The organism is Gemmatimonadales bacterium, from assembly GCA_030697825.1.
GTDB lineage: Bacteria > Gemmatimonadota > Gemmatimonadetes > Gemmatimonadales > JACORV01 > JACORV01.
In genome coordinates, this window is the sequence record JAUYOW010000187.1 from 12,561 (window position 1) to 38,331 (window position 25,771).

At 70.7% G+C, this 25,771-nt stretch carries 25 protein-coding genes; 19 read left to right on the forward strand and 6 right to left on the reverse strand.

Annotated elements, in window-relative coordinates; translation table 11 throughout:
• The 10 genes from Q8Q85_10060 (at position 1) to groL (ending at position 10,983) form a co-directional block, all read left to right on the forward strand.
• Complete coding sequence (locus tag Q8Q85_10060) at positions 1-1,518, forward strand: HEAT repeat domain-containing protein (protein MDP3774596.1); 1,518 nt, start codon at positions 1-3, stop codon at positions 1,516-1,518.
• Between the two features lie 19 nt (positions 1,519-1,537).
• The gene (gene mutL, locus Q8Q85_10065; protein MDP3774597.1) at positions 1,538-3,325 is read left to right on the forward strand and encodes a DNA mismatch repair endonuclease MutL; all 1,788 of its coding nucleotides are present in this window, start codon (positions 1,538-1,540) and stop codon (positions 3,323-3,325) included.
• Positions 3,326-3,362: 37 nt separating this feature from the next.
• Entirely contained in the window at positions 3,363-4,313 is a 951-nt protein-coding gene (miaA, locus tag Q8Q85_10070) for a tRNA (adenosine(37)-N6)-dimethylallyltransferase MiaA (protein MDP3774598.1), read from the forward strand.
• Positions 4,314-4,347: 34 nt separating this feature from the next.
• On the forward strand, positions 4,348-5,460 hold the full coding sequence (gene bshA, locus Q8Q85_10075) for an N-acetyl-alpha-D-glucosaminyl L-malate synthase BshA (GenBank protein ID MDP3774599.1): 1,113 nt from the start codon (positions 4,348-4,350) through the stop codon (positions 5,458-5,460).
• Positions 5,438-6,268 (forward strand): geranylgeranylglycerol-phosphate geranylgeranyltransferase, encoded by an 831-nt coding sequence (locus Q8Q85_10080; GenBank protein ID MDP3774600.1) that lies wholly within the window; start codon positions 5,438-5,440, stop codon positions 6,266-6,268. The genes bshA and Q8Q85_10080 overlap by 23 nt, the downstream gene beginning before the upstream one ends.
• A 46-nt stretch (positions 6,269-6,314) precedes the next feature.
• On the forward strand, positions 6,315-7,106 hold the full coding sequence (locus Q8Q85_10085) for an undecaprenyl-diphosphate phosphatase (protein ID MDP3774601.1): 792 nt from the start codon (positions 6,315-6,317) through the stop codon (positions 7,104-7,106).
• 16 nt (positions 7,107-7,122) lie between these two features.
• Entirely contained in the window at positions 7,123-7,848 is a 726-nt protein-coding gene (locus Q8Q85_10090; GenBank protein MDP3774602.1) for a biotin--[acetyl-CoA-carboxylase] ligase, read from the forward strand.
• Positions 7,849-7,860: 12 nt separating this feature from the next.
• Complete coding sequence (locus Q8Q85_10095; GenBank protein MDP3774603.1) at positions 7,861-8,646, forward strand: type III pantothenate kinase; 786 nt, start codon at positions 7,861-7,863, stop codon at positions 8,644-8,646.
• Positions 8,647-9,040: 394 nt separating this feature from the next.
• On the forward strand, positions 9,041-9,325 hold the full coding sequence (locus tag Q8Q85_10100; protein ID MDP3774604.1) for a co-chaperone GroES: 285 nt from the start codon (positions 9,041-9,043) through the stop codon (positions 9,323-9,325).
• A 26-nt stretch (positions 9,326-9,351) separates the two neighbouring features.
• Positions 9,352-10,983: a chaperonin GroEL gene (gene groL, locus Q8Q85_10105; GenBank protein ID MDP3774605.1), complete on the forward strand. Its 1,632-nt coding sequence runs from the start codon at positions 9,352-9,354 to the stop codon at positions 10,981-10,983.
• A 109-nt stretch (positions 10,984-11,092) separates the two neighbouring features.
• Here the strand turns inward: groL and Q8Q85_10110 are convergent, their stop codons facing one another.
• A complete protein-coding gene (locus Q8Q85_10110) occupies positions 11,093-12,145 on the reverse strand; it encodes a DUF1028 domain-containing protein (GenBank protein ID MDP3774606.1) in 1,053 nt (350 codons plus the stop codon).
• Positions 12,146-12,224: 79 nt separating this feature from the next.
• Here Q8Q85_10110 and Q8Q85_10115 point away from each other — a divergent pair, with 79 nt between their 5' ends.
• From Q8Q85_10115 to Q8Q85_10125, 3 genes are read left to right on the forward strand one after another with little or no spacing between them, the layout of a single operon-like run.
• Positions 12,225-12,602: a hypothetical protein gene (locus Q8Q85_10115; protein MDP3774607.1), complete on the forward strand. Its 378-nt coding sequence runs from the start codon at positions 12,225-12,227 to the stop codon at positions 12,600-12,602.
• On the forward strand, positions 12,571-14,466 hold the full coding sequence (locus Q8Q85_10120) for a hypothetical protein (GenBank protein ID MDP3774608.1): 1,896 nt from the start codon (positions 12,571-12,573) through the stop codon (positions 14,464-14,466). Before Q8Q85_10115 ends, Q8Q85_10120 begins: the two co-directional genes overlap by 32 nt.
• Positions 14,463-15,698, forward strand: coding sequence for an HD domain-containing protein (locus tag Q8Q85_10125; GenBank protein ID MDP3774609.1), 1,236 nt, complete (start codon positions 14,463-14,465; stop codon positions 15,696-15,698). Before Q8Q85_10120 ends, Q8Q85_10125 begins: the two co-directional genes overlap by 4 nt.
• On the opposite strand, the gene Q8Q85_10130 is transcribed toward Q8Q85_10125, so the two are convergent.
• Genes Q8Q85_10130 through Q8Q85_10150 form a run of 5 tightly spaced genes read right to left on the reverse strand, consistent with a single transcriptional unit; the run spans position 15,675 to position 19,509 of the window.
• Entirely contained in the window at positions 15,675-16,493 is an 819-nt protein-coding gene (locus Q8Q85_10130; GenBank protein ID MDP3774610.1) for an MBL fold metallo-hydrolase, read from the reverse strand. The two genes, Q8Q85_10125 and Q8Q85_10130, sit on opposite strands and share 24 nt — an antisense overlap.
• Positions 16,484-17,710, reverse strand: a complete 1,227-nt coding sequence (locus Q8Q85_10135; GenBank protein MDP3774611.1) for a putative sugar nucleotidyl transferase — start codon at positions 17,708-17,710, stop codon at positions 16,484-16,486. Before Q8Q85_10135 ends, Q8Q85_10130 begins: the two co-directional genes overlap by 10 nt.
• The gene (locus Q8Q85_10140) at positions 17,707-18,744 is read right to left on the reverse strand and encodes a sugar phosphate nucleotidyltransferase (protein ID MDP3774612.1); all 1,038 of its coding nucleotides are present in this window, start codon (positions 18,742-18,744) and stop codon (positions 17,707-17,709) included. Before Q8Q85_10140 ends, Q8Q85_10135 begins: the two co-directional genes overlap by 4 nt.
• A gap of 1 nt (position 18,745) precedes the next feature.
• Positions 18,746-19,150 (reverse strand): response regulator, encoded by a 405-nt coding sequence (locus Q8Q85_10145; protein ID MDP3774613.1) that lies wholly within the window; start codon positions 19,148-19,150, stop codon positions 18,746-18,748.
• Positions 19,151-19,155: 5 nt separating this feature from the next.
• Positions 19,156-19,509 carry a roadblock/LC7 domain-containing protein gene (locus Q8Q85_10150; protein MDP3774614.1) on the reverse strand — a complete coding sequence of 118 codons (354 nt, stop codon included), beginning with the start codon at positions 19,507-19,509 and terminating at the stop codon, positions 19,156-19,158.
• 123 nt (positions 19,510-19,632) lie between these two features.
• On the opposite strand from Q8Q85_10150, the gene Q8Q85_10155 reads away from it, so the two are divergent.
• The 6 genes from Q8Q85_10155 to Q8Q85_10180 all read left to right on the forward strand — a co-directional run.
• Positions 19,633-20,223 (forward strand): hypothetical protein, encoded by a 591-nt coding sequence (locus Q8Q85_10155; protein ID MDP3774615.1) that lies wholly within the window; start codon positions 19,633-19,635, stop codon positions 20,221-20,223.
• Positions 20,223-21,518: a serine--tRNA ligase gene (gene serS / locus Q8Q85_10160; GenBank protein ID MDP3774616.1), complete on the forward strand. Its 1,296-nt coding sequence runs from the start codon at positions 20,223-20,225 to the stop codon at positions 21,516-21,518. Before Q8Q85_10155 ends, serS begins: the two co-directional genes overlap by 1 nt.
• A gap of 31 nt (positions 21,519-21,549) precedes the next feature.
• Positions 21,550-22,677, forward strand: coding sequence for a HAMP domain-containing sensor histidine kinase (locus Q8Q85_10165; protein MDP3774617.1), 1,128 nt, complete (start codon positions 21,550-21,552; stop codon positions 22,675-22,677).
• Positions 22,674-24,908 (forward strand): UvrD-helicase domain-containing protein, encoded by a 2,235-nt coding sequence (locus Q8Q85_10170; GenBank protein MDP3774618.1) that lies wholly within the window; start codon positions 22,674-22,676, stop codon positions 24,906-24,908. The genes Q8Q85_10165 and Q8Q85_10170 overlap by 4 nt, the downstream gene beginning before the upstream one ends.
• A gap of 10 nt (positions 24,909-24,918) precedes the next feature.
• On the forward strand, positions 24,919-25,221 hold the full coding sequence (locus tag Q8Q85_10175; GenBank protein MDP3774619.1) for an Asp-tRNA(Asn)/Glu-tRNA(Gln) amidotransferase subunit GatC: 303 nt from the start codon (positions 24,919-24,921) through the stop codon (positions 25,219-25,221).
• Positions 25,218-25,771, forward strand: a 554-nt coding sequence (locus tag Q8Q85_10180; protein MDP3774620.1) for an amidase family protein, incomplete at its 3' end; no start/stop codon positions are given. The genes Q8Q85_10175 and Q8Q85_10180, both read left to right, overlap by 4 nt.

Consider the following 25,771-nt stretch of genomic DNA (forward strand, 5'->3'; position numbering starts at 1 on the left):
ATGGACGTCAAGCCGATTGAATCCGTGCTCGCGGAAGTGGGCAAGGCGTTTCGGCTCTGCCGGTTCTACCCGTCGTCCCATCCGTCGGTGCAGCAGGCGCTGTCCGAGTTGTCCGCCTCGCTCCCCTCGCTCACCAACGTCGGAGTCGTAGAGCTTCGCATCTCCCCGACCGGCTTCCTCCTCGGCGCCACCCCCGTCGCGCCGCGCAACCCGCCCGTCCAGGAGCTGGCCGGGCTGCTGTACGCGCAGGGTCACTGCGCCCTGGAGATCGAGCCCGGCGTCACCGCCGACGAGTTCGCCGCGCTGATCCAGATGGTCGGCGGCGCCGGCGCGAAGTCCATGCAGTCCATGGGTGTTCACACCCAGCTCCAGACCCTCCCGCACATCCGGCTGGAGCAGGCGGTGCGCAAGTCGAGCTCGAGCCAGCGGCCGTCCGCCGCAGGGACCGGTTCGAGTGCGGCGGCCATGGCGGAAGGCCCGTCCCTGGGCCGGCGCTCCACCGGAGTGTTCCGCCCCGACGCGTTGCCACCCGAGATCGAAGCGCCGCGTCTCATCACGTTGGTCGAGCTGGCCGCGCCGGCTGAAGCGCCGCGCATGCTCGCGCGCCTCGGCGAAGTCGCCCAGGACCTCGCCGCCAGCCGTGACGTCGTTGGCTTCGCGAAGGCAGCGCGTGCTCTCGCCCGCGCCGCCGCCGCCGACGGCCCCCCGGAAGTCGTCGAGGCCGCCCGGCGGGCTATGGAGGCGTGCGTCACCGACGCGACCACCGGGTCTCTGATCTCGCGCCTCGAGGACTCGAAGCTCCCGGCCGACGACCGGGACGCGCTCGTCCAGGTCCTCGGCGCCCTCGGCGCTCGGGTCGTCCCCCTGGTCGCCGATTCGTTCCTGAGCGTGGTCACCCAGGAACAGCGCGACGTGCTCCTTGCGGTCGTGCGGCTGGCGGGCGAGGCGGCCATCGCGCCGATAAGCGCCCGTATCGCGGCGGAGCCGCGGGCGGAAGCGGCCCGCGCGTACGCGGTCTTTCTCGGAGTGATCGAGAGTCCTACCTCGGTGCCGGTACTAGGCACTCTCACCGAGCACCTGGACGCCGGAGTCCGCGCCGCCGCTATCGCCTCGCTGGCGCGGATCGGCGGGCCCGAAGCGAATCGCCACCTCGTCCACGCGCTTCGCGACGCCAGTCCCGCGGTCAGGGCGGAGGCCGCACGGGGCATCGCCTGGACCGGCGACCGCTCGGCGTCGGGGATAGTCATGGCGCGCCTCAAGGACGAGACCGAGGCCGAGGTGGTCGTCCCACTGCTCGAAGCGCTCGGCCACCTCAAGGAGACCCGCGCCGTGTCGTTGCTCTCGGACCTCGCCAGCGGCGTTAGCGGCGTCTTCCAGCGGCACCCGGTGGCAGTGCGCGCGGCTGCCATCAGAGCCCTCGGGCAGATCGGATCGCCGGAAGCGCGCGCCGCCGTCGAATCGCACCGGGGCGATCGCACTCCCGAACTCAAGGCGGCGGCGGAAGAGGCGCTGAAGTGACCGCTGCGTGGAGCGAGTGATGGCCCGGCGCCGGATCGCGATCCTCCCCGACAACGTCTCCAACCGCATCGCCGCGGGTGAGGTGGTCGAGCGTCCCGCCTCGGTCGTCAAGGAGCTGCTCGAGAACGCCCTCGACGCGGGTGCGCGCGCGATTGCCGTCGAGATCGAGTCCGGCGGCAAGAGTCTCATCCGCCTGGCCGACGACGGCGAAGGGATGGCGAGGGAGGACGCGCTGCTCGCCCTCGACCGGCATGCCACCAGCAAGGTCCGCACCGCCGACGACCTGGTCGGCGTCGCGACCTTCGGCTTCCGCGGCGAGGCGCTGCCCAGCATCGCGGCCGTTTCGCGCTTCGAGATGGAAACGGCCACCGACGACGAGCCCGTGGGGACGCGCATCGCCTCCGCCGGCGGCCTCGTCTCCGCGGTCGAGGACGTGACGCGCCAGCGCGGGACGACCGTCACCGTGCGCTCGCTGTTCTACAATACGCCGGCCCGCCGCAAGTTCCTCCGCTCCGCGCGGAGCGAGGCCCGCGCCTGTGCGGACGTAGTGACCACCCTCGCGCTCACCATGCCCGCGCTGGGCCTGACCCTCCTCGCCGACGCCCGTCGCGTCGTCGAGGCGCTGCCGGCGACCTCGCTCGGGGCGCGGGTCGCACAGCTCCTGGGGCACCGGCTTGCCGCCACGCTTGTGCCGGTCGAATGGGAGCAGAACGAGATCCGGGTGAGCGGGCTCGCCCAGCGTCCGGCGGACGCGGCTCCGGGCGGCCGCAGCGTGTATCTCCTGGTCAACGGGCGGCCGATCCGCGACCACTTCCTCGTGCGCGCCGCGGAGCGCGGTTATCGCGCGACGGTCCCCGCCGGCAGCCGCCCGAGTCTAGTGCTCGCGCTCTCCGTCCCTGCCGCGGACCTGGACGTCAACGTGCATCCGGCGAAGCTCGAGGTTCGGTTCCGCGACCGGTTCGCCGTGGAGGCCGCGGTCGAGGAAGCGCTGCATCGCGCTCTGGGCGAGCTCGTGGCGGCGGCTCCGTTCGGAAGCGCGGCGCTGCCCTGGGAACACCGCGCAGTCCCGCTTCCATCATACGGGGCGCCGGATGCGTCGCTGCATCGGGCCGCCTCGGCCGACCTCTTCGCCAGCGGGGCGGGGGAAGCGACGACTCCGGCTGAGCCGACGACCGGCGTCGCGGACGAGGAGGTCCTGCCGCGCGAGTCGGGCGCGCCGCCCGCGCGCGCGGCGGTCGGACTGCGCATCGTAGCTCAGATCCATCAGGCCTACGTTCTGGTCGAGAGCGCGCAGGGGCTGCTGATCGTGGACCAGCATTCGGCTCACGAGCGGATCCTTTACGAACGGACGATGGGCGCGCTCGAGTCCGGCGCGGCTGCGTCGCAGAAGCTCCTCTTCCCACTCACCATCGAGTTCCAGCCCGCCGAGCTCGACGCGATCGATGCCCACCGGGAGCTGCTCGAGCGACTCGGTTTCGAGCTGGAGCCGTTCGGCGGTCGCGCAGTCGCCGTGCAGGCCGCCCCGGCCCCGCACCCGCGCTTCGACGCCGAGCGTTGCCTCCGGGAGGTCGTGGCTGACCTGGCCGGCAACCGCTTCGGCGGGCTAGCCAACCGTCTCGAGCGCTTCGCGGCGACCTTCGCCTGCCGGGCCGCGATCAAGGCGGGCCAGCCCCTCACGCGCGAGGAGATGGACGAGCTGGTGCGCCGTCTCTTCTCCAGCGAGCTTCCCGCCCACGATGTCCACGGCCGTCCGACGATCGTCCAGCTGCCGTTGGCCGAGCTGGAGCGCCGGTTCGGCAGGCGCTGAACGCCTTTCCCTCTTCAACCTTCAACGTCTTTTTCACTTGAACGCTCTTCTCGTCCCGGTTATTGCGGGCCCCACGGCCGTCGGCAAGACGCGGGTCGCGACCGCGCTGGCGCGCCTCGTCGAAACCGAGATCGTCTCCGCCGACTCGCGCCAGGTCTATCGGCGTCTCGACATCGGCACCGCGAAACCGGCGGCCGGCGAGCGGGCGGCGGCGCCCTATCACGGTCTCGACTTGGTGGAGTCCGGAGAGCGTTACTCCGCCGGGCGCTTCGCGCGGGATGCTACCGGGTGGATCGCCGGGATCGCCGCACGCGGCCGCCTCCCGCTGATCGTCGGCGGGACCGGGTTCTACCTGCGCGCTCTGTTCGAGGGTCTGTTCGAGGAGCCGGCGATCGATCCGGCGCGTCGCGAGCGCCTGCGGCTGGCCCTTGCCCGCCTTCCCGCTGAAGAGGTCGCCCGCTGGGCCAAGCGGCTGGACTCCGGGTTTCAGGGAGGGGGAGCGCCGCGCGCCGCGCGCGCCACCGAAGTGGCGTTGCTCACCGGACAGCCTCTCACGGCGCTCCAGCGGGCCGGCCCCGCAGCGAAGCCCGCGCTGGCCCCCTGGTACGCGCTCCTCACCCTGCCGCGCGCCGTCCTGGCGGGGCGCATCGCCGCCCGCACCGAATCCATGCTCGCCGCCGGCCTGGTGGAAGAAGTGCGGGCGCTGCTGCAGGCCGGAGTGCCGAAGGGAGCGCCGGGGCTCACCGGCGTCGGATACCGCGAGGCGATCCGGCACCTCGAGGGTCGGCTCGACGAAAGCGGGCTGGCCGCTGCCATCGCCCAGGCGACGCGACGCTACGCCAAGCGACAGGAGACCTGGTTCCGCCACCAGCTCGCGGGTCAGGTGGTGCGGTTCGATGCCTCGCTGGAGCCGGAAACGCTGGCGCGCGAGGTCCTCTCCAGGTATCGTGCGGCACTCCGGACCTTGGAACCGGATCACGCATCCTAACCAGCTAACGGCCTACAGCCAACGGCTCTTTCCCTTGCGCATCGGCATCGTTTGCTATCCCACCTACGGCGGCTCCGGCGCCGTCGCGACCGAGCTGGGCCTCGCGCTCGCCGAGCGCGGGCACGAGGTGCACTTCATCTCCTATGCGCTGCCGTTCCGGCTGCGGTTCAGCGAGCGGGTCACCTTCCATGAGGTGAAGATCGGGTCCTACCCGCTCTTCGAGCACCCGCCGTACTCGCTCGCACTCGCCGTCATGCTGCACGAGGTGGCCGTGAAGGCCCGCCTCGACGTGATCCACGCGCACTACGCCATCCCGCACGCCATTTCCGGATGGCTCGCCAAGCAGCTCCTCGCCGACGAGCGGCCGCTACCGATCGTGACGACGCTGCACGGCACCGACATCACGCTGGTCGGGCAGGACCCATCGTACTACACGATCACCAAGTTCTCCATCGAGCAGTCGGACGCGGTCACGGCGGTCTCCGCATACCTTCGCGATGAGACTTACCGGGCGTTCGGCTGCACCGGCTGCGGGATCGAAGTCATCCCGAACTTCGTGAGGCTGGACCAGTTCGCGCCCCCGAAGGAGCGGTGCACCATCTTCCCTCCGGGCGAGAAGGTGCTGATGCACATTTCGAACATGCGCCCCGTGAAACGCGTGCTCGACGTGGTGCGGATCTTCGACCGGGTGAATGCGCGGCTGCCTTCTCGCCTCATCATGGTGGGCGACGGGCCCGACCGCGACGCGGCCGAACGCGAGGTGGAAAGGCTCGGACTCGCGCCGCGCACTCGGTTCCTGGGCAAGGTCGAGGACGTGGCCGACGTGCTGCGCTGGGCTGACCTCTACCTCCTGCCCAGCCAGAGCGAGTCGTTCGGGCTGTCGGCCCTGGAGGCGCTTGCCACCGGCGTGCCCGTAGTGGGTCATCGGGTCGGCGGCCTTCCGGAAGTCGTGCGGCACGGGGTCGACGGCTTCCTGGGCGATGTGGGCGACATCGACGGGCTGGCCGCGGGCGCCATTGATCTGCTGGCCGACGATGCGCGATGGCGCGCGGCGTCGGCGGCCGCGCGGGTCCGCGCGGCCGACTTCGCCACGGAGCGCGTGGTGCCCCGGTACGAAGAGATCTATGCCGCCGTCGTGGATCGCTAGCGCCTCAGAGCTCGTCCGACTGAAGAACCTCCTGCTGGCCGCGGCCGGCGTCGCGATCGGGGGCACGCTGGCGCTGGGGCGGCCCGCCGTGCCCGCCGCGTTGCTCTGGGCCATGGTTTCGGCCGTAGGACTGGGCGCGGCAGGCAACACCGCGAACGACCTTTTCGACCTCGAGGTTGACCGCGTCAACCGCCCGGACCGGCCACTGCCGGGCGGCGCCGTGTCCCATGTGGCGGCGCTCGTCATCGGCGGCGTAGGCGGCGGCCTCGGCCTGTTCGCGGCGTGGTGGGTGGGGGAGCCCGTGTTCGGGATCGGGCTCGCGGCGCTCGCCGTCATGCTCGTGTACTCGCCGCTGCTCAAGCAGCGTGGCCTGTTGGGCAACCTGGCCGTCGCCGCGGTGGCGAGCCTGCCGCTGATCTACGGCTCGGCCGCCGTGGGTTCGTGGCGTACGGGCCTGGTGCCGTTCGCGCTTGCCGCGCTGCTCCACTTGTCGCGCGAGATCGTCAAGGACCTCGAGGACGTGCCCGGCGACCGGGCCGGCGGCCGGCGCACCTTGCCCATCGTCCTGGGGGAACGCGCCGGCTTCGTGGCGGCTGCCGCTAGCCTCGTGGTGTTCGTACCGGTCTCGCTCGCGCCGTGGGTCGCCGGCTGGTACGGCCGGCGCTACGGTTTCGCCGCGCTCGCGCTCGACGCCGGAGTATGCGTCCTGATCGTGCGCCTGCTGAGCCGGCGCCTGGAGGGCGCGCGCGCCGCGCTCAAGGTCGCCATGGCACTCGGCCTCATCGCCTTGTTCTGGGACCGCCTGTGAATCGCTTTGACGGGTTGCTCCGCCACCTTCGCGCCCTCGCCGCCCCATGACTCAGTGGTTGGAAGTCATCATCCTGGGGATCATCGAGGGGATCACGGAGTTTCTGCCGATCTCCTCGACGGGTCACTTGCTGATAGCGGAGCAATGGCTCACCTACCGTCAGTCCGATGCCTTTCTCGTCATCATTCAGGGTGGGGCGGTAGCGGCGGTGCTGCTGATCTTCAAGGAGCGGCTGAAGCAACTGTTCTTCGAGTGGCGGGAGCCGGCACCGCGGGATTATCTCCTCAAGCTGGCCGCGGCGTTCTTCATTACCGGCCTGGGCGGGCTGGCGCTCAAGGCGCTCCACTTCGAGCTACCGGAGACGGCGACCCCGGTTGGAGTGGCGTTGCTGGTGGGGGGAGCGCTATTCCTGCTGGTTGAACGCCGGCTGCGCGGCCGGATGGCCAGCGACGCGATCACTTGGTCCATGGCCGCCGCGATCGGCTTGGCTCAGTTGGTCGCCGCCGTATTCCCCGGCACCTCCCGCTCCGGCGCGACGATCCTGATCGCGCTGGCGATGGGGTTGAGCCGGCCGGCCGCCATCGAATTCACGTTCCTGCTTGGAGTGCCCACCTTGCTGGCGGCGGGCGCGCTGAAGATCGTCTCGCACCTTCGCTATCCGGACGGCGAGGCGCTGGACTGGGGCATGCTGGCGCTGGGCATCATCGTGTCCGCCGTGACAGCGTTCGGGGCGGTGAAATGGCTGCTGCGCTACGTGCAGTCCCACACCTTCGAGGGTTTCGGCTGGTATCGCATTGGGGTGGGGGTGGCCGTCCTGCTGTCCATCCTGCTGCGATGAACGGGCCGCGCCGCTGGTGACCTACGACGGGCTGGACGAGCGCTCGCTCGCGCGGCTCCTGGCGGCGCCGCTCGTGGTGGCCCGGTCCACTCTCCCCTCCACGCTCGATCTCGCGCACGAGCTGGGCGCGACCAACGCGCCTTCGGGATCCGTCGTGCTCGCCGACGAGCAGACCGCGGGGCGCGGCCGCCAGGGACGCACCTGGCACTCGCCCGCTGGAGCGGGCGTCTGGATGGCGGTGCTGCTCAGGCCCGCTCGGCCACCGCGGGGCGGCGCGCTGGCGATCCGCGCGGGGCTGGCACTGGTGGAAGCCGTTGCCGAAGCCGCCCCGGAGTTGGCGCCCCGCCTCAAGTGGCCGAACGACCTGATCGTTGCGGGGCTCAAGGCGGGCGGCGTCCTGTGCGAGGCCCGCTGGTCCGGGGATCAGCTCGGGTGGGTAGCGGTCGGCATCGGGATCAACGTGAAGGGGTCAGTCGCGGCGGCGGTGCGTGACCGCGCCATCGCGCTGGCCGACGTCGCGCCGGGCGTGACGCGGCTGGGACTCGCCACGGCGCTGGTCCCTCGGGTAGCCGGGCTCGGCGCATTGCCGCCGGAGCTGGACCAGGCCGAGCGGGAGCGGTTCGTGGCGGTATCCTGGAGCGGCGGGGCGGGCGAGCCCCAGGCGGTCGGGCTCGACTCGGACGGCGCCCTTCTGGTTCGTGCGGCGAACGGCGAGCTTGACCGCCGGGTCATCGCGTCCTAGCCTTTGCCTCCCATGCTACTGGCCCTCGACGTCGGAAACACCGAGATCACCATCGGGCTCTTCGCCGCCGCGGAGCTCGAGCGCAGCTGGCGCATCATGACCCATCCGGACCGCACGCCGGACGAGTGGGCGGCGCTGTTTCGCGCCCTCTTCGGCCAGGCCGGGCTCGACATCACGGAGGTCGATGGAAGCATCGTCGCTTCCGTGGTTCCGAACACGACCGACGCGATCGCCGACGGATTGCTCGACGCGACCGGCACGACGCCGGTGATAGTGGGACCCGACTCACCGCTGCCCATCCGGCTGGACGTCGAGGAGCCGCAGACGGTGGGGGCGGACCGCATGGTGAACACGATCGCCGCGAGCCGGCTCTTCCGCGCCGACACCATAGTCGTGGACTTCGGCACTGCGACGACGCTCGATTGCATCACCAAGGACGGCCGGTTCCTGGGCGGGATCATCGCGCCCGGGATCAAGACCGCGGGGGAGAACCTGGTGCGCCGCGCCGCCAAGCTCTCGGCCACCGAGCTCACCCCGCCCACCAAGGCGCTGGGCCGGCGCACCGAAGACTGTATCCGCGCGGGAATCATCTTCGGCGCGGCGGACGCGGTGGACGGCATGGTGCGGCGCCTCAAGGCCGAGTGGCCGACGCGCGACGTTCCGCGGGTCATCGCGACCGGCGGCTTCGCGGCGCTGGTCGCCAAGTTCTCCTCCGAGATCGAGGAGGTGCACCCCGACCTCACGCTGCAGGGGCTCCGGATCGCCGCGGAGCTCATGGAGGGGAAGGGAAAGGCGTGACCGCTGACGCGCGCACGCGCAACGCCTGGCGGCGGGCCGGCTACCGTCTCCTGCCCGGCGAACAGTTCTCGTACCTACTGCACCTGCGCCCCGCCGAGTGGCCCATCATGGCGGCTCGCACGGCCGGCGCCCCCGGCGCACCTGCTCGCGTTCTCGCTGGCGTACCTCGCTGGCGGCCAGCTGCTCGCCTTTGCCGGGTAGCCCTTCGGTGGTGCTAAACTTTTGCCGATAAACGATTTACGCTGGCGGAGCTGCGGACTTGACAGGGCCGCCATTCACTCGTACCTTCCGCGCTTCGATTAGCACTCGCATGCCGTGAGTGCTAACAAGCACCAAGTCATGCTATTCGCAACAGGAGGTTCTACAGGTTATGGCAACCGCCACAAGGTCCAAGGTGAAGGTCCATCCGCTGGCAGACCGTGTAGCCATCCGGCCGCTCGAGGAGACGGAAACGATGCGCGGGGGGCTCTACATCCCCGACACCGCCAAAGAGAAGCCGCAGCAGGGCGAGATCGTCGCGGCAGGGCCCGGCAGGTACGAGAAGGGCGAGAGGATCCCGCTCGAGGTCAAGGTCGGCGACCGGGTGCTGTACGGGAAGTACAGCGGCACCGAAGTCACGATCGACGACGAGAACATTCTCATCATCAAGGAGTCGGACGTCCTCGCCAAGATGGGCTGAGGGGTCCGCACCGGAGGATAACAGACATGGCAGCCAAGGAACTCACGTTTAGCGTAGACGCCCGCTCAAAGCTCAAGAGGGGCGTCGACCAGTTGGCCGAAGCGGTGAAGATCACCCTCGGCCCCAAGGGCAGGAACGTCGTTCTCGACAAGAAGTTCGGGAACCCGACGGTCACCAAGGACGGCGTCACGGTAGCGAAGGAGATCGAGCTGCCCGACGCGATCGAGAACCTGGGCGCGCAGATGGTAAAGGAAGTCGCGACCAAGACCTCGGACCTCGCCGGTGACGGCACCACGACGGCCACCGTGCTGGCGCAGGCCGTGTTCCGCGAGGGCCTGAAGAACGTCACGGCCGGCAGCAACCCGATGGCGCTGAAGCGCGGCATCGACAAGGCGGTCGAGGCGGTGGTCGAGGAGCTGAAGAAGATGTCGGTGTCGACGGCGGGCAAGAAGGAGATCGCCCAGGTCGGCGCCATCTCGGCCAACAACGACAAGGAGATCGGTGATCTCATCGCCGAGGCGATGGGGAAGGTCGGCAAGGACGGCGTGATCACGGTCGAGGAGGCGAAGGGCCTCGCCACCGAGCTGGAGACGGTGGACGGGATGCAGTTCGACCGCGGCTACCTCTCGCCCTACTTCGTCACCGATCCGGACAAGATGGAGGCAGTGCTCGAGGACGCCGTGGTCCTGATCCACGACAAGAAGATCAGCGCCATGAAGGACCTCCTCCCGGTGCTGGAGAAGGTAGCCCAGACGGGCAAGCCCCTCCTCATCATCGCCGAGGACATCGAGGGTGAGGCGCTGGCCACGTTGGTGGTCAACAAGCTCCGCGGCACGCTGAAGGTCTGCGGGGTGAAGGCGCCCGGCTTCGGCGATCGGCGCAAGGAGATGCTGGTCGACATTTCCAAGCTCACCGGCGGCAAGGTGATCAGCGAGGAAGTCGGCTTCAAGCTCGAGAACGCGGTCCTCTCGGACCTCGGCAAGGCCAAGCGGATCACGGTGGACAAGGACACCACGACCATCGTGGACGGCGCGGGCGGCCGCAAGGATATCGACGGCCGGATCAACGAGATCCGCGCGGCGATCGAGAAGTCCACGTCGGACTACGACAAGGAAAAGCTCCAGGAGCGGCTCGCCAAGCTCGCGGGCGGCGTCGCGGTGATCAATGTCGGCGCGGCGACCGAGACGGAGATGAAGGAGAAGAAGGCCCGCGTCGAGGACGCGCTGCACGCGACCCGCGCGGCCGTAGAGGAAGGGATCGTGCCGGGGGGCGGCGTCGCGCTGCTGCGCTGCCAGCCCGCGGTCGCCAGGTTGAAGCTCGAGGGGGACGAGAAGGTCGGCGCCGACATCATCCGGCGCGCCCTCGAAGAGCCGATCCGCATGATCGTGCAGAACGCCGGCGCCGAAGGCTCGATCATCGTCGCGAAGGTGCGTGATTCGAAAGACAAGAACTACGGCTACAACGCGCAGACCGATGAGTACGAAGACCTGGTCGCCGCGGGCGTCATCGACCCGACCAAGGTGACCCGCACGGCACTCCAGAACGCCGCGTCGATCGCGGGCCTCCTGCTCACGACCGAGTGCGTCGTGGTCGAGAAGAAGGAAGAGTCGAAAGCGCCGTCGATGCCGGCGGGCGGTGGCATGGGCGGGATGTACTAGCCCAGACTAGCCCAGGGTTGCAGGGTTGCAGGGTTGCAGAGTTGCAGACAGTTAGCAGGTATAAGGAGACAGGGCGGCCCCGGTGAGTTCCGGGGCCGTCGCGTTTCCACTATGGCCGACGCCGAGGCGGGGGGGGTGGCATGGGCGTCGTCGCCTCGCGCACGATCCGCGCGATCGTTGTCGAATCCGCGCCCAAGAGTCCGACCCTCGGTAGTCTCCACAACAGCGTTGCCCATCCGGAATCCTGCGCGAACGCCCGCCTGAACAGCGGGATCGCCTCATCCACGCGCCCACGGTGCGCCAGCGTGACCGCCCGCCAGTAGACCAGCTCTCCGTTCACCGCGCTGTCGGGCAGCAGAGCTTCAGCGGCAGCGTACGCCGCGACCGCCGAGTCGATCTGGTTCTTCGTCAGGTAGTCATCGCCGGCGGTGGCGTGGCGGTAGGCGCGCGCCACGCGCAGCAACCGCCGCAGCTCGACGATAGGCTGGCGGCTGTCCTCGACCCTGAGGTCGAAGATCCGGTCCCAGGGTGGTAGCGAGCGGTCACCGCTCACCACCACGAGCGCGGCGGACTGCATCCCCCGGATGTCACCGCCCTCGCGCTGTGCCGCTTCGAGCGCGGCGAGCAGGCGATCCGCGAGATCGCCGCGCGCCGCCTCGAACGCCCGCGCCATCGCATCCCACACTGTGTTCCGCGCCATCAGGTTCGCCTGCGCGGCGAACCAGCGGCCCACGCGACCACCCGCCTCGGGAATGTTTCGCTGACCGGTGAACGACGCCGGGTTCCCCCGTGCGTCGATCATCCCCACTTGCCGCACCGCGGAATCGGGGTCCGCGGCCAGCAGCGCGCGGAGCGCGAGCGGCGCCATCACTCCGGTGCGCATCAGGGCGAGCCCGCGAGGGCCGTAGGCGGGGTTCACAAAAGACTGGGTCGCGACCGCGCCCACGCCCGGCTCCGCCCAGCTCACGATGCTCCCCACGGAGAACCAGTGCGACTGCACCGCCACGCCTATCTGGCCCGTCGCGGAATCCACGGCCACGATGGAGAACGTGTGCACGGGGCGGGTCGGGCGCGGCTGCTGCGCGGCCGCCGTCGGTAGCGGTGCGGCGGCCAGAGCCAGGGCCAAAAGGCGCGGGACGGAGGCACGAACGGCGGACGGCATTCCTGGGGGCTCCTCTGAACGGGTCGGAACGAGTCTGCACGCGTGACGACGGCACCGCAAGCAGCTTATCTTGGAACCCGTGTCGGACCCGTCGGTACCCCCGTCAACGGCTGCCGGCCCAGCCGCCGCCAGCCCACGCCAGTCCGCACCGGCGCGAGCGGCCCTTCCGCGCGAGCTGCCGGACTTCCTGATCGAGTTCTCGATCGCGTTGCACAAGCACGCCATGTACCCCGGTGGCCATCCGACGCTCGGGCCGGCCGCCGAGAACGTCGCCGCCCGCCTCTCGGGGCTCCTGGCGGAGCGGGGTACGCTCGCGCTCGGCGTGGCGCGAGACCAGCTGGTGATCGAAGGCGTCGCGACGGACCGCCGGAACCCGGTGCTCCGCGACCTCGCCGAACGGCTTCACCGGCACCACCTCGGAAGCGGTGTCGTTCGCCCGCGGAGTGACGTGGGATGAGCTGGAGGAAGCGCTCAAGATGCTCGCCGTGGACGCGGACCGCGGTGGCGAACCGTTGGGCCTGCGGCCGCTCTCGCGCATCGCGACCTGGCCGCACCTCAGGCTTCATCCGCTCACCTACGACCGCCTCGAGCTGGTGGGCAACGAGGATGGATCCGAGGGTGATTTCACGGGCGGCCGCGGCGCCCAGCTCTGGGTAGGCTTGGCCCGCGCGGCGCTGGCGGCGGAGGGCGTAAAGGATCTGGCGCCGGAGCCGCACGCGTTCCGGATGGAGGCCGCGATCGACTCGGCGTCCGAGAAGTCGAAGCCGCTTAGCGATGAGGAGATAGAGGCGGCGGTGGCGAATCCGCTGGCCGGGGCGCCGTTGGAGGTGGCTCCGGCCGAGCCTGCGGCCGTGGCGAAAGCGATCGAGAGCCACGAGCGCGGCACGGCCTACGACCAGGTCATCGTCGGCTACCTGCTCCAGATCGCGGAGGAGCTGAAGACCGCGGGTGGAGCCGGGGCGGTCGCCCTCAAGAAGAAGATGAGCCGCCTCGTTACGGCACTCGATCCCGGCACCCTCGAGCGGCTGCTCGACATGGGCGGCGACCTTTCCCAGCGGCGCCAGTTCATACTCGACGCCTCGCAGGGGATGGCGGTGGATGCCGTCGTGGACCTGGTGCGTGCGGCCTCGGGCACGGGCGCTCCTATCAGCCAGGCGATGCTACGGATGCTCGGCAAGCTCGGCCACCACGCCGAGCGCGGTCCCGCGCCTCGCCGCACGATCGCCGAGGCGGGGCTGCGAGACCAGATCGCAGAGCTCGTTCAGGGGTGGGCGCTCGCCGACCCGAACCCCGACGGCTACGCGACGGCTCTGAAGAAGATGTCTCAGGCGGCGCCGACGCTCGTGACGGCGCAGGAGGCGCGGTTCATTCCGGAACCCGAGCGAATCGTGCAGATGGCCTGCGAGAGCGGCGCCGCGGGCCCGCCGGTCACGCGCGCCGTCGACGACCTCCTGGTGGCCGGCCGGCTCGGGACCGTCCTCGAGTTCCTCGAGCGCGCGCCGCGCCAGAGCCCCGCCATCGAGCTCATCCGCGGCCGGGTGGTGAACCCCGAAACGCTGAAGTTGATCCTCTCGGCGCAGCCGGTGGACTTCTCGCTGGTGGATCAGCTTCTCGCCGCGCTCGATGCCGAGGCGATCACCCCCATGCTCGACGTGCTGGCGGAGTCCGAGTCGCGCCAGGTGCGTCGTGGCCTGATCGACCGGCTGCTGAAGTCGGGGGATGCGATGGGCCCGTTCCTCGCGCCCCGGCTCGCGGACGAGCGCTGGTCTGCGGTCCGGAACATCCTCTATCTCGCGGCCGAGCTTCCGGAGAGCCCGCCGGGCTTCGACGCGACGCCGTTCCGGCAGCACGCCGACGCGCGGGTCCGCCGCGAGGCTTTGCGGGTGCTGTTCCGGCACCCGCAGGAGCGGACCCGGGCGCTCTGCACCGCGCTGGCGGACGAGGACCCACGCATGAAGCGGCTGGCGCTCTCCGCGGCGAGCGAGGGCGGGTGTCCGGAGCCGGCCGTGCCGCTCGTGGTCGCGATCGCCTCCGACGACGAGCAGGACACCGAGCTTCGCGTGCCGGCCATCCGCGCGCTCGCTACCCACGGGGGCCGGCTCGCCCTGGACGCGCTGCTCAAGCTGACCGAGATTCGCCGTCGCAGCTTGCTGGACGCGATGAAGGGCACGTCGGCGACGCCGGAGTTTCTCGCCGCCCTCGGCGCGCTCGGGGGCTTCCTCGGAGACCGGCGCGCGCGCGAACGGCTCGAAGCCGCGGCCCGCGCCAAGGATGCGGCGGTCGTGCGGACCGCCAACCAGGCCCTCAAGGGATCCCCGTGAGCGAACCCGCCGCCGAAGCCATCAAGTTCCTCACCTCGTTCGCGCAGGCCCTCGCGACGATGACGCTCTACGCCGATGGCCACCCGGCCCGGGAAGGGATCATCGACACCGCGTACGAGAACCTGCGGGCCGTACAGGCGATCGACCGGCGGGCGTCGTTCTCGTTCCTCGGCGACGAGGTGGTGCTCGGCCAGAAGCCGTTGCGCGAGCTGCGCGGCTGGGACTGGAGCAACCGCCTGGCCGGCGCGGGCATCCAGCGGCTCCAGTTCGAGACCGAAGTGACCCGCGAGGAGTTCGAGAGCTTCATGAGCGAGGTGCTGGCACGGCTCACCCTGTCGACCCTGCAGCAGGGCGGCGGCGGTGAGCACGTCGCGGGCCCCATCCGGTTCGGATCCGTCGGCATCAAGGAGCTGATGTCCGAGCCCGAGATCGCCGCCGTCTCGTCCGCGCTCTCGCTCAACGAGGAGGCCCAGACGGTCCAGTGGCTGCACGAGGAAATGGCGGGCGGCAAGAACCTGCCTCTCGCGGAGGCCGAGGCGGTCGTCCGTTCGCTCGCCGCGGCGATGCACGGGGACCAGGAGATGGTCCTGCCGCTGCTCCAGATCCGCCGCTACGACGAGTACACCACGACGCACTCGCTCAACGTCTGCGTGCTGGCGATGGGGCTCGCGGAGTGGATCGGCCTGGGCGCGCGCGACGTTCGCGCCTTCGGGGTGTCGGGACTGCTGCACGACATCGGCAAGACGAAGATCCCGAGCGAGATCCTGAACAAGGCGGGCCGCCTCGAACCTCACGAACGGGAGATCATGAACCAGCACCCGATCTTCGGGGCGCGGATCATCATCGAGTCGGAGGAGAAGCTGGACCTCGCCGCGGTGGTGGCGTACGAGCACCATATCATGATCAACGGCGGCGGCTACCCGAAGCTCGAGTACCCGCGTGACTGCCACCAGGGCTCCAAGCTGGTGCACGTGTGCGACGTGTACGACGCGCTGCGCACCAACCGCCCCTACCGCGCAGCCTGGCCCGCGCCCAAGGTGCTGGCGTATCTGGAGGAGCGGGCCGGCACCGAGTTCGACCCGGACATCGCGCGTTCGTTCGCGAAGATGATGTCGGAGTGGGAGCCCAAGGCGGCGCAGATCGAAGAGCCCGCATCGGAGGCGGCGGCCGCGACGGCCGCCCTTCCCGCGGCGACGCCCGCGGAAGGTTCAGCGCCGGCGGGGCAGGGCTAGCGAGAGCTGGAGCGCCGGGGTGCCGACGTCGATGGACGCCGTCGGCACGTCCTGAGCGGCGACCACGATCCGCCCGCAGAAGGTGGAGCCCTGCAGGGATCTCTCGACCTCGCGGAGCGCCAGGTCGGGACGATTGCAGCGATCCGAGAGGTGCGCGAGCACCACCGTCCCCAACTCGGGGTGGGCCGCCTCGGCCACCAGCAGTGCCGCTTCCCGGTTGGACAAGTGGCCTCCGTGTCCCGCGATGCGCGAGCGCACCGACGCAGGATAGGCGCTTGCCCGCAACATCACTTCGTCATGGTTCGCTTCCACCACCAGCGCATCCAGCCCGCGGAGAGCGTGCCGGAGCGCCGACGTCGCGGAACCCACGTCGTAGGCCACGCCGAGCCGCCGGCCGTCGGCGTCCTCCACGACGATCATCACCGGGTCGGCGGCATCGTGCGCGGTCGGGTACGCGGTGACGCTGAACGGGGCGACGACTACGGGCCTGGAGGCCCGGAGTGGCACCGCACTGCCGTTCCTGGGCAGCCTCCCCACGAGGGCGGTCAGGGTCCCCGGGCTGGCGAGCACCGGCACGCCCCAAACGGCGGCGGCACGCGGAGCGCCGCGCGCGTGATCGCCGTGCTCGTGCGTCAGCACGATGGCGCGCACCAGCGACGGGTCACAGCCGGCCGCGGCACAGCGCCCGAGGAGGTCCTTGAAGGAGAAGCCGGCGTCAACGAGCAGGGCGGCGCCGTCCGACTCGACGAGGAGCGCGTTGCCGCGACTCCCCGAGCCGAGGACGGTCAGTCGCATTCGCCGCGCCCGGTTGCCGCCCGCCAGACCGCCTTGAGATAGGATCGCGTCGCCTCGTCCACCGTGACGTCGCGACGCGGCATCACTCGCTCGGCGATCTCCACGAACCGTTGGCACGAGAGCACGTCGGCCGGCTCATCCGTCCCCCAGGCGAACGGCGGGACGACGGGCTCGGGGCGTCGCGAACCGAAGACATTGGCGCCAGTACCGATCGCGCAGCCGGTGGGCAGCATCGTGCCGATCGCGGTCTTCACGTGGTCGCCGACGAGCGAGCCGAGGAACGTGAGGCCGGTCTCGTGTTTCGTGCCGCCCAGGGTGAGCCGCACCGGGCCGTACGTGTTCTTCAGGTTCGAGGTGATCGTGCCGGCGCCGAGGTTGGCCCAGCGGCCGATGATCGAGTGCCCCACGAAGCCGTCGTGCGACTTGTTCGCGTACCCGAGGAAGATCGTATTCGAGACCTCGCCGTGCACGACGCACTTCGGGCCGAGGCTCGACTCGCGGATCTGTCCGCCCACGATGCGCGTCCCCGGTCCGACCACGAGCGGACCGGCTAGTCGCGAGAAGGTGCGGATCTCCGCCCCCGACTGGATCCAGATCGGCCCGTTCCGCAGGTCGAACACGACCTGCGGTTCGACCTGCACCCCATCCTCCACTATCAGCCTTGCAGCGTCTCCCATGACCGTGGATCCGGGGGGCACCTGGGTGGGGAGGTGGCTGCTCAGCACCAGTGCGAGGTCGCTGTGGAGGGTGGGGACCAGGTCACCGACGACCTCCCAGACGCCGCGGAGCAGCTTGCCGCGTAGCGCGACCGAAGGCCGGGATGCGTCGATCCCCGCGGGGCCTGGCCAGGACGTTCCCGCCGGGAGAAGCGCGCCGACCGTGGCGCCGGCACCGTCAGTCAGTCGGAACGGCCCGCTTCCCGACGACGCGAAGCCCGTAGCGAAGTCCTGCTCCACGTTGAACGCGAACGACGAGCGGAGATAGAGCCGGGCGCCGTCCGCGGTGGTCGCGGGAACGACGGGCGGCGCATCAGGCTCGGTGAAGCCGGCCAGGTGCGCGGCGCCGACGTGTCCGGCGATCTGGAACCCGGCCCGCTCGACGCGCTCCCTCAGCGTCCAGGCCCCGTAGCGCAGCTCGCCGATCGGCCGGGAGTTGGAGAAGGGCAGGAAGCGCGGCGCGTCCGCCGGGTCGTCGTACAGGTAGAGCCGCATCGTCATGCGCCGCGGTCTCCAGCCAGCTCGTCCGGCAGCCGCGCCAGCAGCTTCTTGAGGTAGGGCGCGCGCGCTCCGGTCGTGACGAGCGTGATGCCGCGCGAGCGAACCACGACCACGTCGGTGAGTCCGTCCACCACCGTCGTCCCCTCCTCGCTCCACACCACGCAGTCCGCCGCGTCCACGACGTGCGCGTCGCCCACCACCACGTTCCCGGCGCCATCGGCAGTGCGGATGCGGCGGAGCGCGGCCCAGGATCCCACGTCGTCCCAGCCGAAGTCCCCCTCCACGACCGCCCCGCGCGCTGTCCGCTCGAACAGGCCGACGTCTATGCTCACGGGCTTCACGGCGGCGTACATCGCCGCGACATCGCCCCGGACCAGCGCCTCGAGGCCGCCGGCCAGCTCCGGCGTGTGAGCGCGGACTTCCTCGCGAAAGCGCTTCGCCGTCCAGGCGAAGAGCCCCGTGTTCCAGAGCGCGCCGTCTGCGATGAGCGCCAGGGCCTGCGCGGCGCTTGGCTTCTCGACGAAACGCGCGATGCGCCGGCCCGCGCCGTCGATCGCGGGCCCCGGCACGATGTAGCCGTAGCCGATCTCGGGCCTGGTCGGCCTCGCTCCGACCGTGACGACCGCGTCCGCGCTCTCGGCCAGGTCGAGCGCGGCCGTGGCCGCGGCCCGGAACGCGTCCGGCGCTTTCACGGTCCAGTCGGCGTGGAGCGAGAGGACCGTGGCGGACGGGTCGCGTGAGGCGGCCAGGGCGGTGGCCCAGGCGAGCGCCGGCGCCGTGGACGCGGCGAACGGTTCGGCCAGCACCTGGTCGGGCGGCACCGCGGGAAGCGCGGCCCGGATCGCCGGCGCGAGCACCCCCGACGTGACGACCAGCACGCGCTCGGCCGGTACGAGCGGCAGCACCCGCTCGACCGCCTCCACCAGCAGCGGTTTGGGGCCCGCGAGCGGGAGCAGCTGCTTGGGCCGTTGCGCGGTGGACAGGGGCCAGAACCGCGAGCCCACCCCGCCGGCGAGTACCACCACCCAGCGCACCCTAACCGTCCAGAGTGTCGGGCAGCGGCTCGTCGCCCATGATGGCGGAGATCTGTCGGAAGAGTTTCTTGGGCGAGAACGGCTTGGTGAGGAACGCCGCGGCGCCGAGCGCCTTGGCGCGCTCAGCGTGTCCAGTCTCGCCCGCCGCGGTCAGCACCACGAACGTCGTGGCCTTGAAGTGCGGGTCTTCGCGCGCTTCCTCGATCACATCGAGGCCGGACATTCCCGGCATGTTCACGTCCACGAGCACGCAGTCCACGTCGGGATTGTCCCTCAGGAAGGCGAGGCCCGACGGGCCGTCGCCGGCGATCGAAACGCGATATGGCCCGCGCTCGAACTGCATCCGAACGATGCGTCCGATGAAGGGTTCGTCGTCGATGACGAGGAGGTGATGCGGCGTGCTCACTCCCGTTACAGCAGCCCGGCGATCTCCGCGCGGAATCGGGCGAGATCGTAGAGCAGAGGGCCGATGTTGGTGCGCGTCCGCATCATCACCAGGAGCTTCGCGTCGGCTGAGAGGTTGGCGACGACGGCGAAGCCGGACGCGTACTCGAGGACGCCGGTGGCCAGCGAGCCCTTCGCGGCGCTCTGGCCGAGCTGGTCACACGCCTGGACTATGTTCGGAATGAGCGCGGCGAGGAGATCGGTGTCGGCGCCGTTCCCGGCGCGGCTGTCGATGGGGAGCCCATCGTTCCCCAGGATGATCACCGCCTCGACGCCATCGCGCCGGCCCAGCGCTTCGACGACGTCGCGGATGGTCGCCATGCCGCTCCTTGGGAGTGAATGGGGGTTAGGGCGTCATATCGTAGGCCCGAAGCGGGCCTCTGTCAAGCACATTCGCCCGTTGACACCGGCTTCGCAAGTCGTCTATTCTTCGCCGCTTAAGCTATGTCCGACCATTCACGGAGCAGCAATCCCGGCCGGCTGCGGCCCGCCCTGCTCGCCCTCGCCCTCGGAATCTCCGGGTGCGGCGACCCGCTCACGCTCCCGCCCGCGACCCAGGAAACGGTGGAACTCAGCTTCACGCTGTACGCGCTGACCAACACTCCCGTCGGGACCCCGTCGGCCTACAACATGGTCACGCCGGCGACGGTCCGGACCGACCGGTCGATCGACCTCGACTTCGCGGTGGACATGGTGGGCGGCGCCGCTGGGGATTCGACCGTCGTGATCATCCCGCGGGGCGCGCTGGGCTTCCAGCTGGACGGCGGCGTGCAGCGGGCGACAGCGCCCTTCGACTCGATCGCGCTGGCTCCGGTCTCCGGGTACGTGGAGGACGCGCCGCTCCCGGTGGATTCCGGCGACGTGGTACTGGTGGCCTCGCGCCGGCAGCCGTGCAACTTCGGCATCAATCGCCCCCACTATGCCAAGCTGCGTGTCGAGTCGGTGAACCGCGCCCAGCGTTCGGTCGCGTTCAAGATCCGCATCGACCCCAACTGCGGCTACCGCGGCCTCGCGCCCGGCATCCCCTCGAACTGATGATCGATCCCCGCGTCTTCCGTGACGCGGAGGCCTTTGAGGCCGCACGCGAGCGGCTCGCGCGCCGCGCGATGGGACCGGACCTCGACTCGCTGCTAGGCGAGCTGCGCGCTCAGGCCGACCGGCGGCGCCGCGCCATCGCGGAAGCGGACGCGCTGAAGGGCGAGCAGAACGCGAAGAGCCGCGAGGTGGGCGAGCGGAAGAAGCGAGGCGAGGACTCGAGCGCCCTGCTCGCCGAGCTGTCCGGGCTCTCGCAGCGGGTGCGCGCGGCCGAGGCCGCGGCCCGCGAGGCCGACGCGGCGTTCGTGGAGAAGCTGCACTTCGTCCCCAATCTCCCCGCCGCCGACGTTCCCGCGGGCGACGCCGCCCCCAACGAGGTGGTCCGCAGCTGGGGCGAGCCGATCCCGCACGACCCGTCGCGCCGGCCGCACTGGGACCTCGCCAAGGACCTCGGCATCATCGACTTCGAGCGCGGCACCAAACTCTCGGGCTCCGGGTTCCCGCTCTACGTAGGGCTGGGGGCGCGGCTCGAGCGCTCCCTGATCAACTATCTGCTCCAGCTCCAGGCGCTCGAGCACGGGTACACCGAGGTATCGCCGCCGCTGCTCGTCACGCGCGAGACGATGACCGGCACCGGCCAGCTGCCGAAGTTCGAGGAAGACCTCTACCGGGCCGCGCCCGACGACCTGTTCCTCATCCCCACCGCCGAAGTGCCGGTGACCAACCTGCACCGCGGTGAGATCCTGATGGGCGAGGAACTGCCGAAACGCTACGTCGCCTACACGCCGTGCTTCCGGCGCGAAGCGGGAGCGCACGGCGCCGACACCCGCGGCATCCTTCGGGTCCACCAGTTCGACAAGGTCGAGCTGGTCTGGTTGACGCGACCTGACGCCAGCCTGGCCGCGCACGAGGATCTCACCCGTCACGCGGAGACAGCGCTGCAACGCCTCGGCCTGGCGTACCGCGTGGTGCGCATCGCGGCGCGCGACCTGGGATTCGCCAGCCACCGGCAGTACGACCTCGAGGCGTGGGCGCCGGGAGTGGGGAAGTGGCTCGAGGTGTCGAGTTGCAGCACCTACGCCGACTTCCAGGCGCGGCGAATGGACATCCGCTTCCGGCCCGGGCGCGGGGCCAAGCCCGAGTTCGTCCACACGCTGAACGGCTCGGCGCTCGGCCTGGCGCGGACCCTGATCGCCGTGCTCGAGACGTATCAGGAGCCGGACGGTGGCGTGCGCATCCCGCCGGCGCTCGTCCCGCTGATGGGAGTGGACCGCATTGGCCGCGGCGCCGCGTGAGGCTGGAAGAACAGCGGTAAGCCCGCGCACCGTGTGGGCCCTGGCGGTGCTCGCCGCGGCGCTCACCATCGTTTTCGCCGCGGTCGTGGCGCGCCACCTCACGCGCGACGCGCGGCGCGCCTCCCGCATCTACGCCAGGGTATTCGCCGGACAAGCGGATCCCCGGGAAGGCGCCGCGACCGAGGCGCTCCTCGCACTCGCCTCCGAGATCCGCGGCGAAGGGATCCCCATCGTAGTGACCAACGCCTCGGGCGTCGCCACCGACACCGCCAACCTCCCGCGGGCCATGCCGCTCGACTCGCCGGAGCTGCGGGCGTTCGTCGCCCGGCTCGACCGCGTGAATCCGCCCGTGCAGGAGCCCACGGTGGGCACCATCCACTTCGGGTCACCACCCGTGCGCGCCTATCTCCGCCTGGTGCTGGGACTCGAGCTGGCCGCGCTGCTGGCGGTGTTGGCGGCGGGGATGATCGCCTACCGGGCGGCGGTGCGCGCAGCGCGCGACCGGGTGTGGGTCGCGATGGCGCGAGAGTCCGCTCACCAACTCGGCACGCCGCTCAGCTCGTTGGCCGGCTGGATCGAGCAGCTGCGCGGGCCCGGGGGAGGCCCCGCGGCGGAGATCGCCGAGCACCTCGCCGCCGACTACGACCGCCTCGACCGCGTCTCCCGCCGCTTCGAGCGGATCGGGCAGCCGCCGCGGCGCGAGCGGCTGGACCTGGGCGCCCTCGCCGAATCGGTGGCCGCATACTTCCGGCCCCGGCTCCCCCACCGGGCCAACCGGATCGCGCTCGAGGTCCGCCTGGAGAGCGGGGCGCCGGTCGCCGAAGGCGATCCGCTGCTGCTCGAGTGGGCGGTGGAGGCGCTCGTGAAGAACGCGGTGGACGCGCTGAAGGGACGCGGCGGCGCCATCACCATCACCGTCGCCGACGAGCCGGACGCGGTCGTGCTCGCCGTGGCCGACGACGGGCCGGGCGTCCCGCGCGAGGTGCGGCATACGCTCTTCGATCCCGGCGCGACGACCAAGACCGGCGGCTGGGGACTCGGCCTGGCGCTGGCGCGGCGGATCGTCGAGGAGAGCCACGGCGGGCGCATTACGCTGGAGCCCGTCGCCGTCGGCGCTCGCTTCGCGATGCGTCTCCCGCGCGCCGGAGGGACGGCGTGATCGACGTTTCGCTCAACGACGCCCAGCGCGAGGCGGTCGCGCACGTCGAGGGGCCGATGCTCGTCCTGGCGGGCGCGGGCTCGGGCAAGACGCGGGTCCTTACCGTGCGACTCGCCCGCCTCCTCGACCAGCACGGCGTGGACCCGCGGCGCGTGCTGGCGGTCACCTTCACCAACAAGGCGGCGGCGGAGATGAAAGGCCGCGTAGCCACCCTCCTGGGCCGCGCTCCCGACGGCCTGTGGATCGGGACCTTCCACGCCGTATGCGCCCGGCTCCTGAGGCGCGAGGCGCCGCACCTCGGCTTCACGCGGACCTTCACCATCTACGACGAGGACGACAGCGAGTCACTCGTCCGCCGCGTGATAGACGATATCGGCCTGCCGCCGAAGCTGTACCCGGCGAGGGCGGTGCGGTACGAGATCTCCCGCGCCAAGAACGCGATGGTGAGCCCCGAGGCGTACGCCGCCGAAGCGCTCGATCCATGGCACGCGAACGTGGCCCGCATCTACGGCGCGACGGTACGCGCCCTCAAGCGCGCCAACGCGATGGACTTCGACGACCTGCTCCTCCACCCGCTCGAGCTGTTCCAGGCGCATCCCGAGCGGCTCGCGGACTACCGGTCGCGGTTCCAGTTCCTCCTGGTGGACGAGTACCAGGACACCAACCGCGCCCAGTACCGGTTCCTGCACGCCCTCGCGGGCGGGCACGGCAACCTCTTCGTGGTGGGCGACGATGACCAGTCCATCTACGGCTGGCGCGGCGCCGACCTCCGGAACATCCTCGAGTTCCAGCGCGACTTCGCCGGAGCACGGCTGGTGCGGCTCGAGGAGAACTACCGCTCGACCCGCCCCATTCTGGACGCGGCCAACAGCGTCATTTCGGCCAACGTCGGACGGCTTGGCAAGACGCTGCGCACCATACGCGGGGATGGGGAACCGCTCACGCTGCTGCGCGCGGCCGACGAGCGGGACGAGGCGGAGTGGCTGGTGCGCGAGTTCGCCCAGCGGGCGCGGCGAGGCGAGCACGCCTTCGACGAGATGGCGGTACTGGTGCGGACCAACGCCCAGACCCGCGCCTTCGAGGAGGAGCTGCGGCGCGGCGGCATCCCCTACCGGGTGGTGGGCGCGGTCAGCTTCTACCAGCGGCGCGAAGTGAAGGACCTGCTCGCTTACTTGCGACTGATCGTGAACCCTGACGACGACGAGGCGTTCCGCCGCGCCATCGCGGTGCCGCGGCGCGGGATCGGCGAGACGAGCCTGGTCGCGCTCGGGACCTGGGCCACGAAGTGGGGATGGTCGCTGGCACGGACGGCGGCGGCGGCGGGACGGGTGCCCGACCTCCGGGCGAAGGCGCGGGAAGGATTGGAGTCGTTCGCCGCGGAGCTGGAAGTGATGTCGCGTGAACTCGCGCCGCTCCAGCCGTCCGAGGCGCTCCGCGGCATCGTGGCGCGGCTGGGCTACGACGGCTTTCTGCTCGGTGAGGACGAGACCGGCCCCGAGCGCCTGGAGAACGTTAACGAGCTCATCAACGCCGCCGCTGCATGGTCGGAGGAGTGGGGTGCGGTCACCGAGGAGGAGGGGCTCCCGCTGGAGCGATTCCTCGCGCAGGCCGCGCTCACCACCGGCGCCGACGAGGAGGACGGCAGCGGCGTGACGATCATGACCCTGCACGCCGCCAAGGGGCTGGAGTTCCCCGTGGTCGCGGTGGCGGGGATGGAGGAAGGCCTGTTCCCGCTCTCGCGAGCCGACACGGCGGAGGGGGTCGAAGAGGAGCGCCGGCTCTGCTACGTGGGCATCACTCGCGCCAAGGACAAACTGTTCCTTTCCTACGCGAGGGCAAGGCGGCGTGGCGGCAGCCTGATGCCGTCCGCGCCCTCGCGTTTCCTCGACGACGTGCCGCCGTCGCTGGTTGAGGAGAAGGTGACGCGGCCTTCGTGGAGCATGGTGCGGGAACCGCGGCGCGGGCCGTCGCGCGAACCGGCGCGCACCTCATCGCCCGCTACCTTGGCGCTCGTCACGGAGATGGAGCACCAGGAGGCCGAGCGGAACGACGACGCGCCGCTCTACCGGCTCGGCGAGCGGGTGCGCCACCGCCGCTTCGGCGGCGGAACCATAAAGCACGTGGCCGGACGCGGCCGCGATCTCAAGGTGCAGGTGGAATTCGATGACGAGAGCGTCGGGTTGAAGCAGCTGCTTGCGGCGTATGCGGGACTCGAGAAGGAATGGGAATGACGGAGGTCTCATGTCCGTAACCCGTGACCAAATCCGGAAGATCGCCGACCTGGCGGAGCTCGGGGTCGACGATGCCGCCGCGGCCGAGCTCGAGAAACAGCTGTCGCGCATCCTCGACTACGTGGCTCAGCTGGCGGAGGTGCCTAACGACGGCGACGGCGTCCGCGACGAGCGGTCGGTGCGCCTGCGGCGCGACGATATCGCGCCGGATCCGCTGCTCAGCGACCCCCAGGACTTCGCGCCCGCGTTCAAGCAGGGGCTGTTCCTAGTGCCTCGGCTGGGCGAGCTGGACCGTGGCGAGGATGCCCCGTGACCGACTTCCGCGGGGCGGCGCTCGCCGCCGCGGTGAGGATCGCCGAGTGTGAGGCGAAGGGCACGCACGCGTTCGTCGAGTGGTCCGAGGAGGCGCTCGTCGGACAGGCGGATGCGCTTACCGCGGAGGGCGCCGGCGGACCGCTTGCCGGCCAGGTCGTCGCGGTCAAGGACGTCATCGCCGACCGCATCCATCACACGACCGCCGGCTCCCGGATCCTGAAAGGCTGGCGCTCGGCGTTCGAGGCGACCGCAGTGAAGCGGCTGCGCGAGGCCGGCGCCATCATCGCCGGGAAGACCAACTGCGACGAGTTCGCGATGGGTTCGTCAAACGAGAACTCCGCCTACGGGCCGGCGCGCAACCCGCACGACCTCGAGCGCGTGCCGGGCGGGTCAAGCGGCGGCTCGGCGGCGGCGGTGGCGGCCGGGGAGACGGTCTACGCCCTCGGCTCCGATACCGGCGGCAGTATCCGCCAGCCGGCCGGTTTCTGTAGTGTAGTCGGCCTGAAACCGACCTATGGCCGCGTCAGCCGCTACGGTTTGGTCGCTTT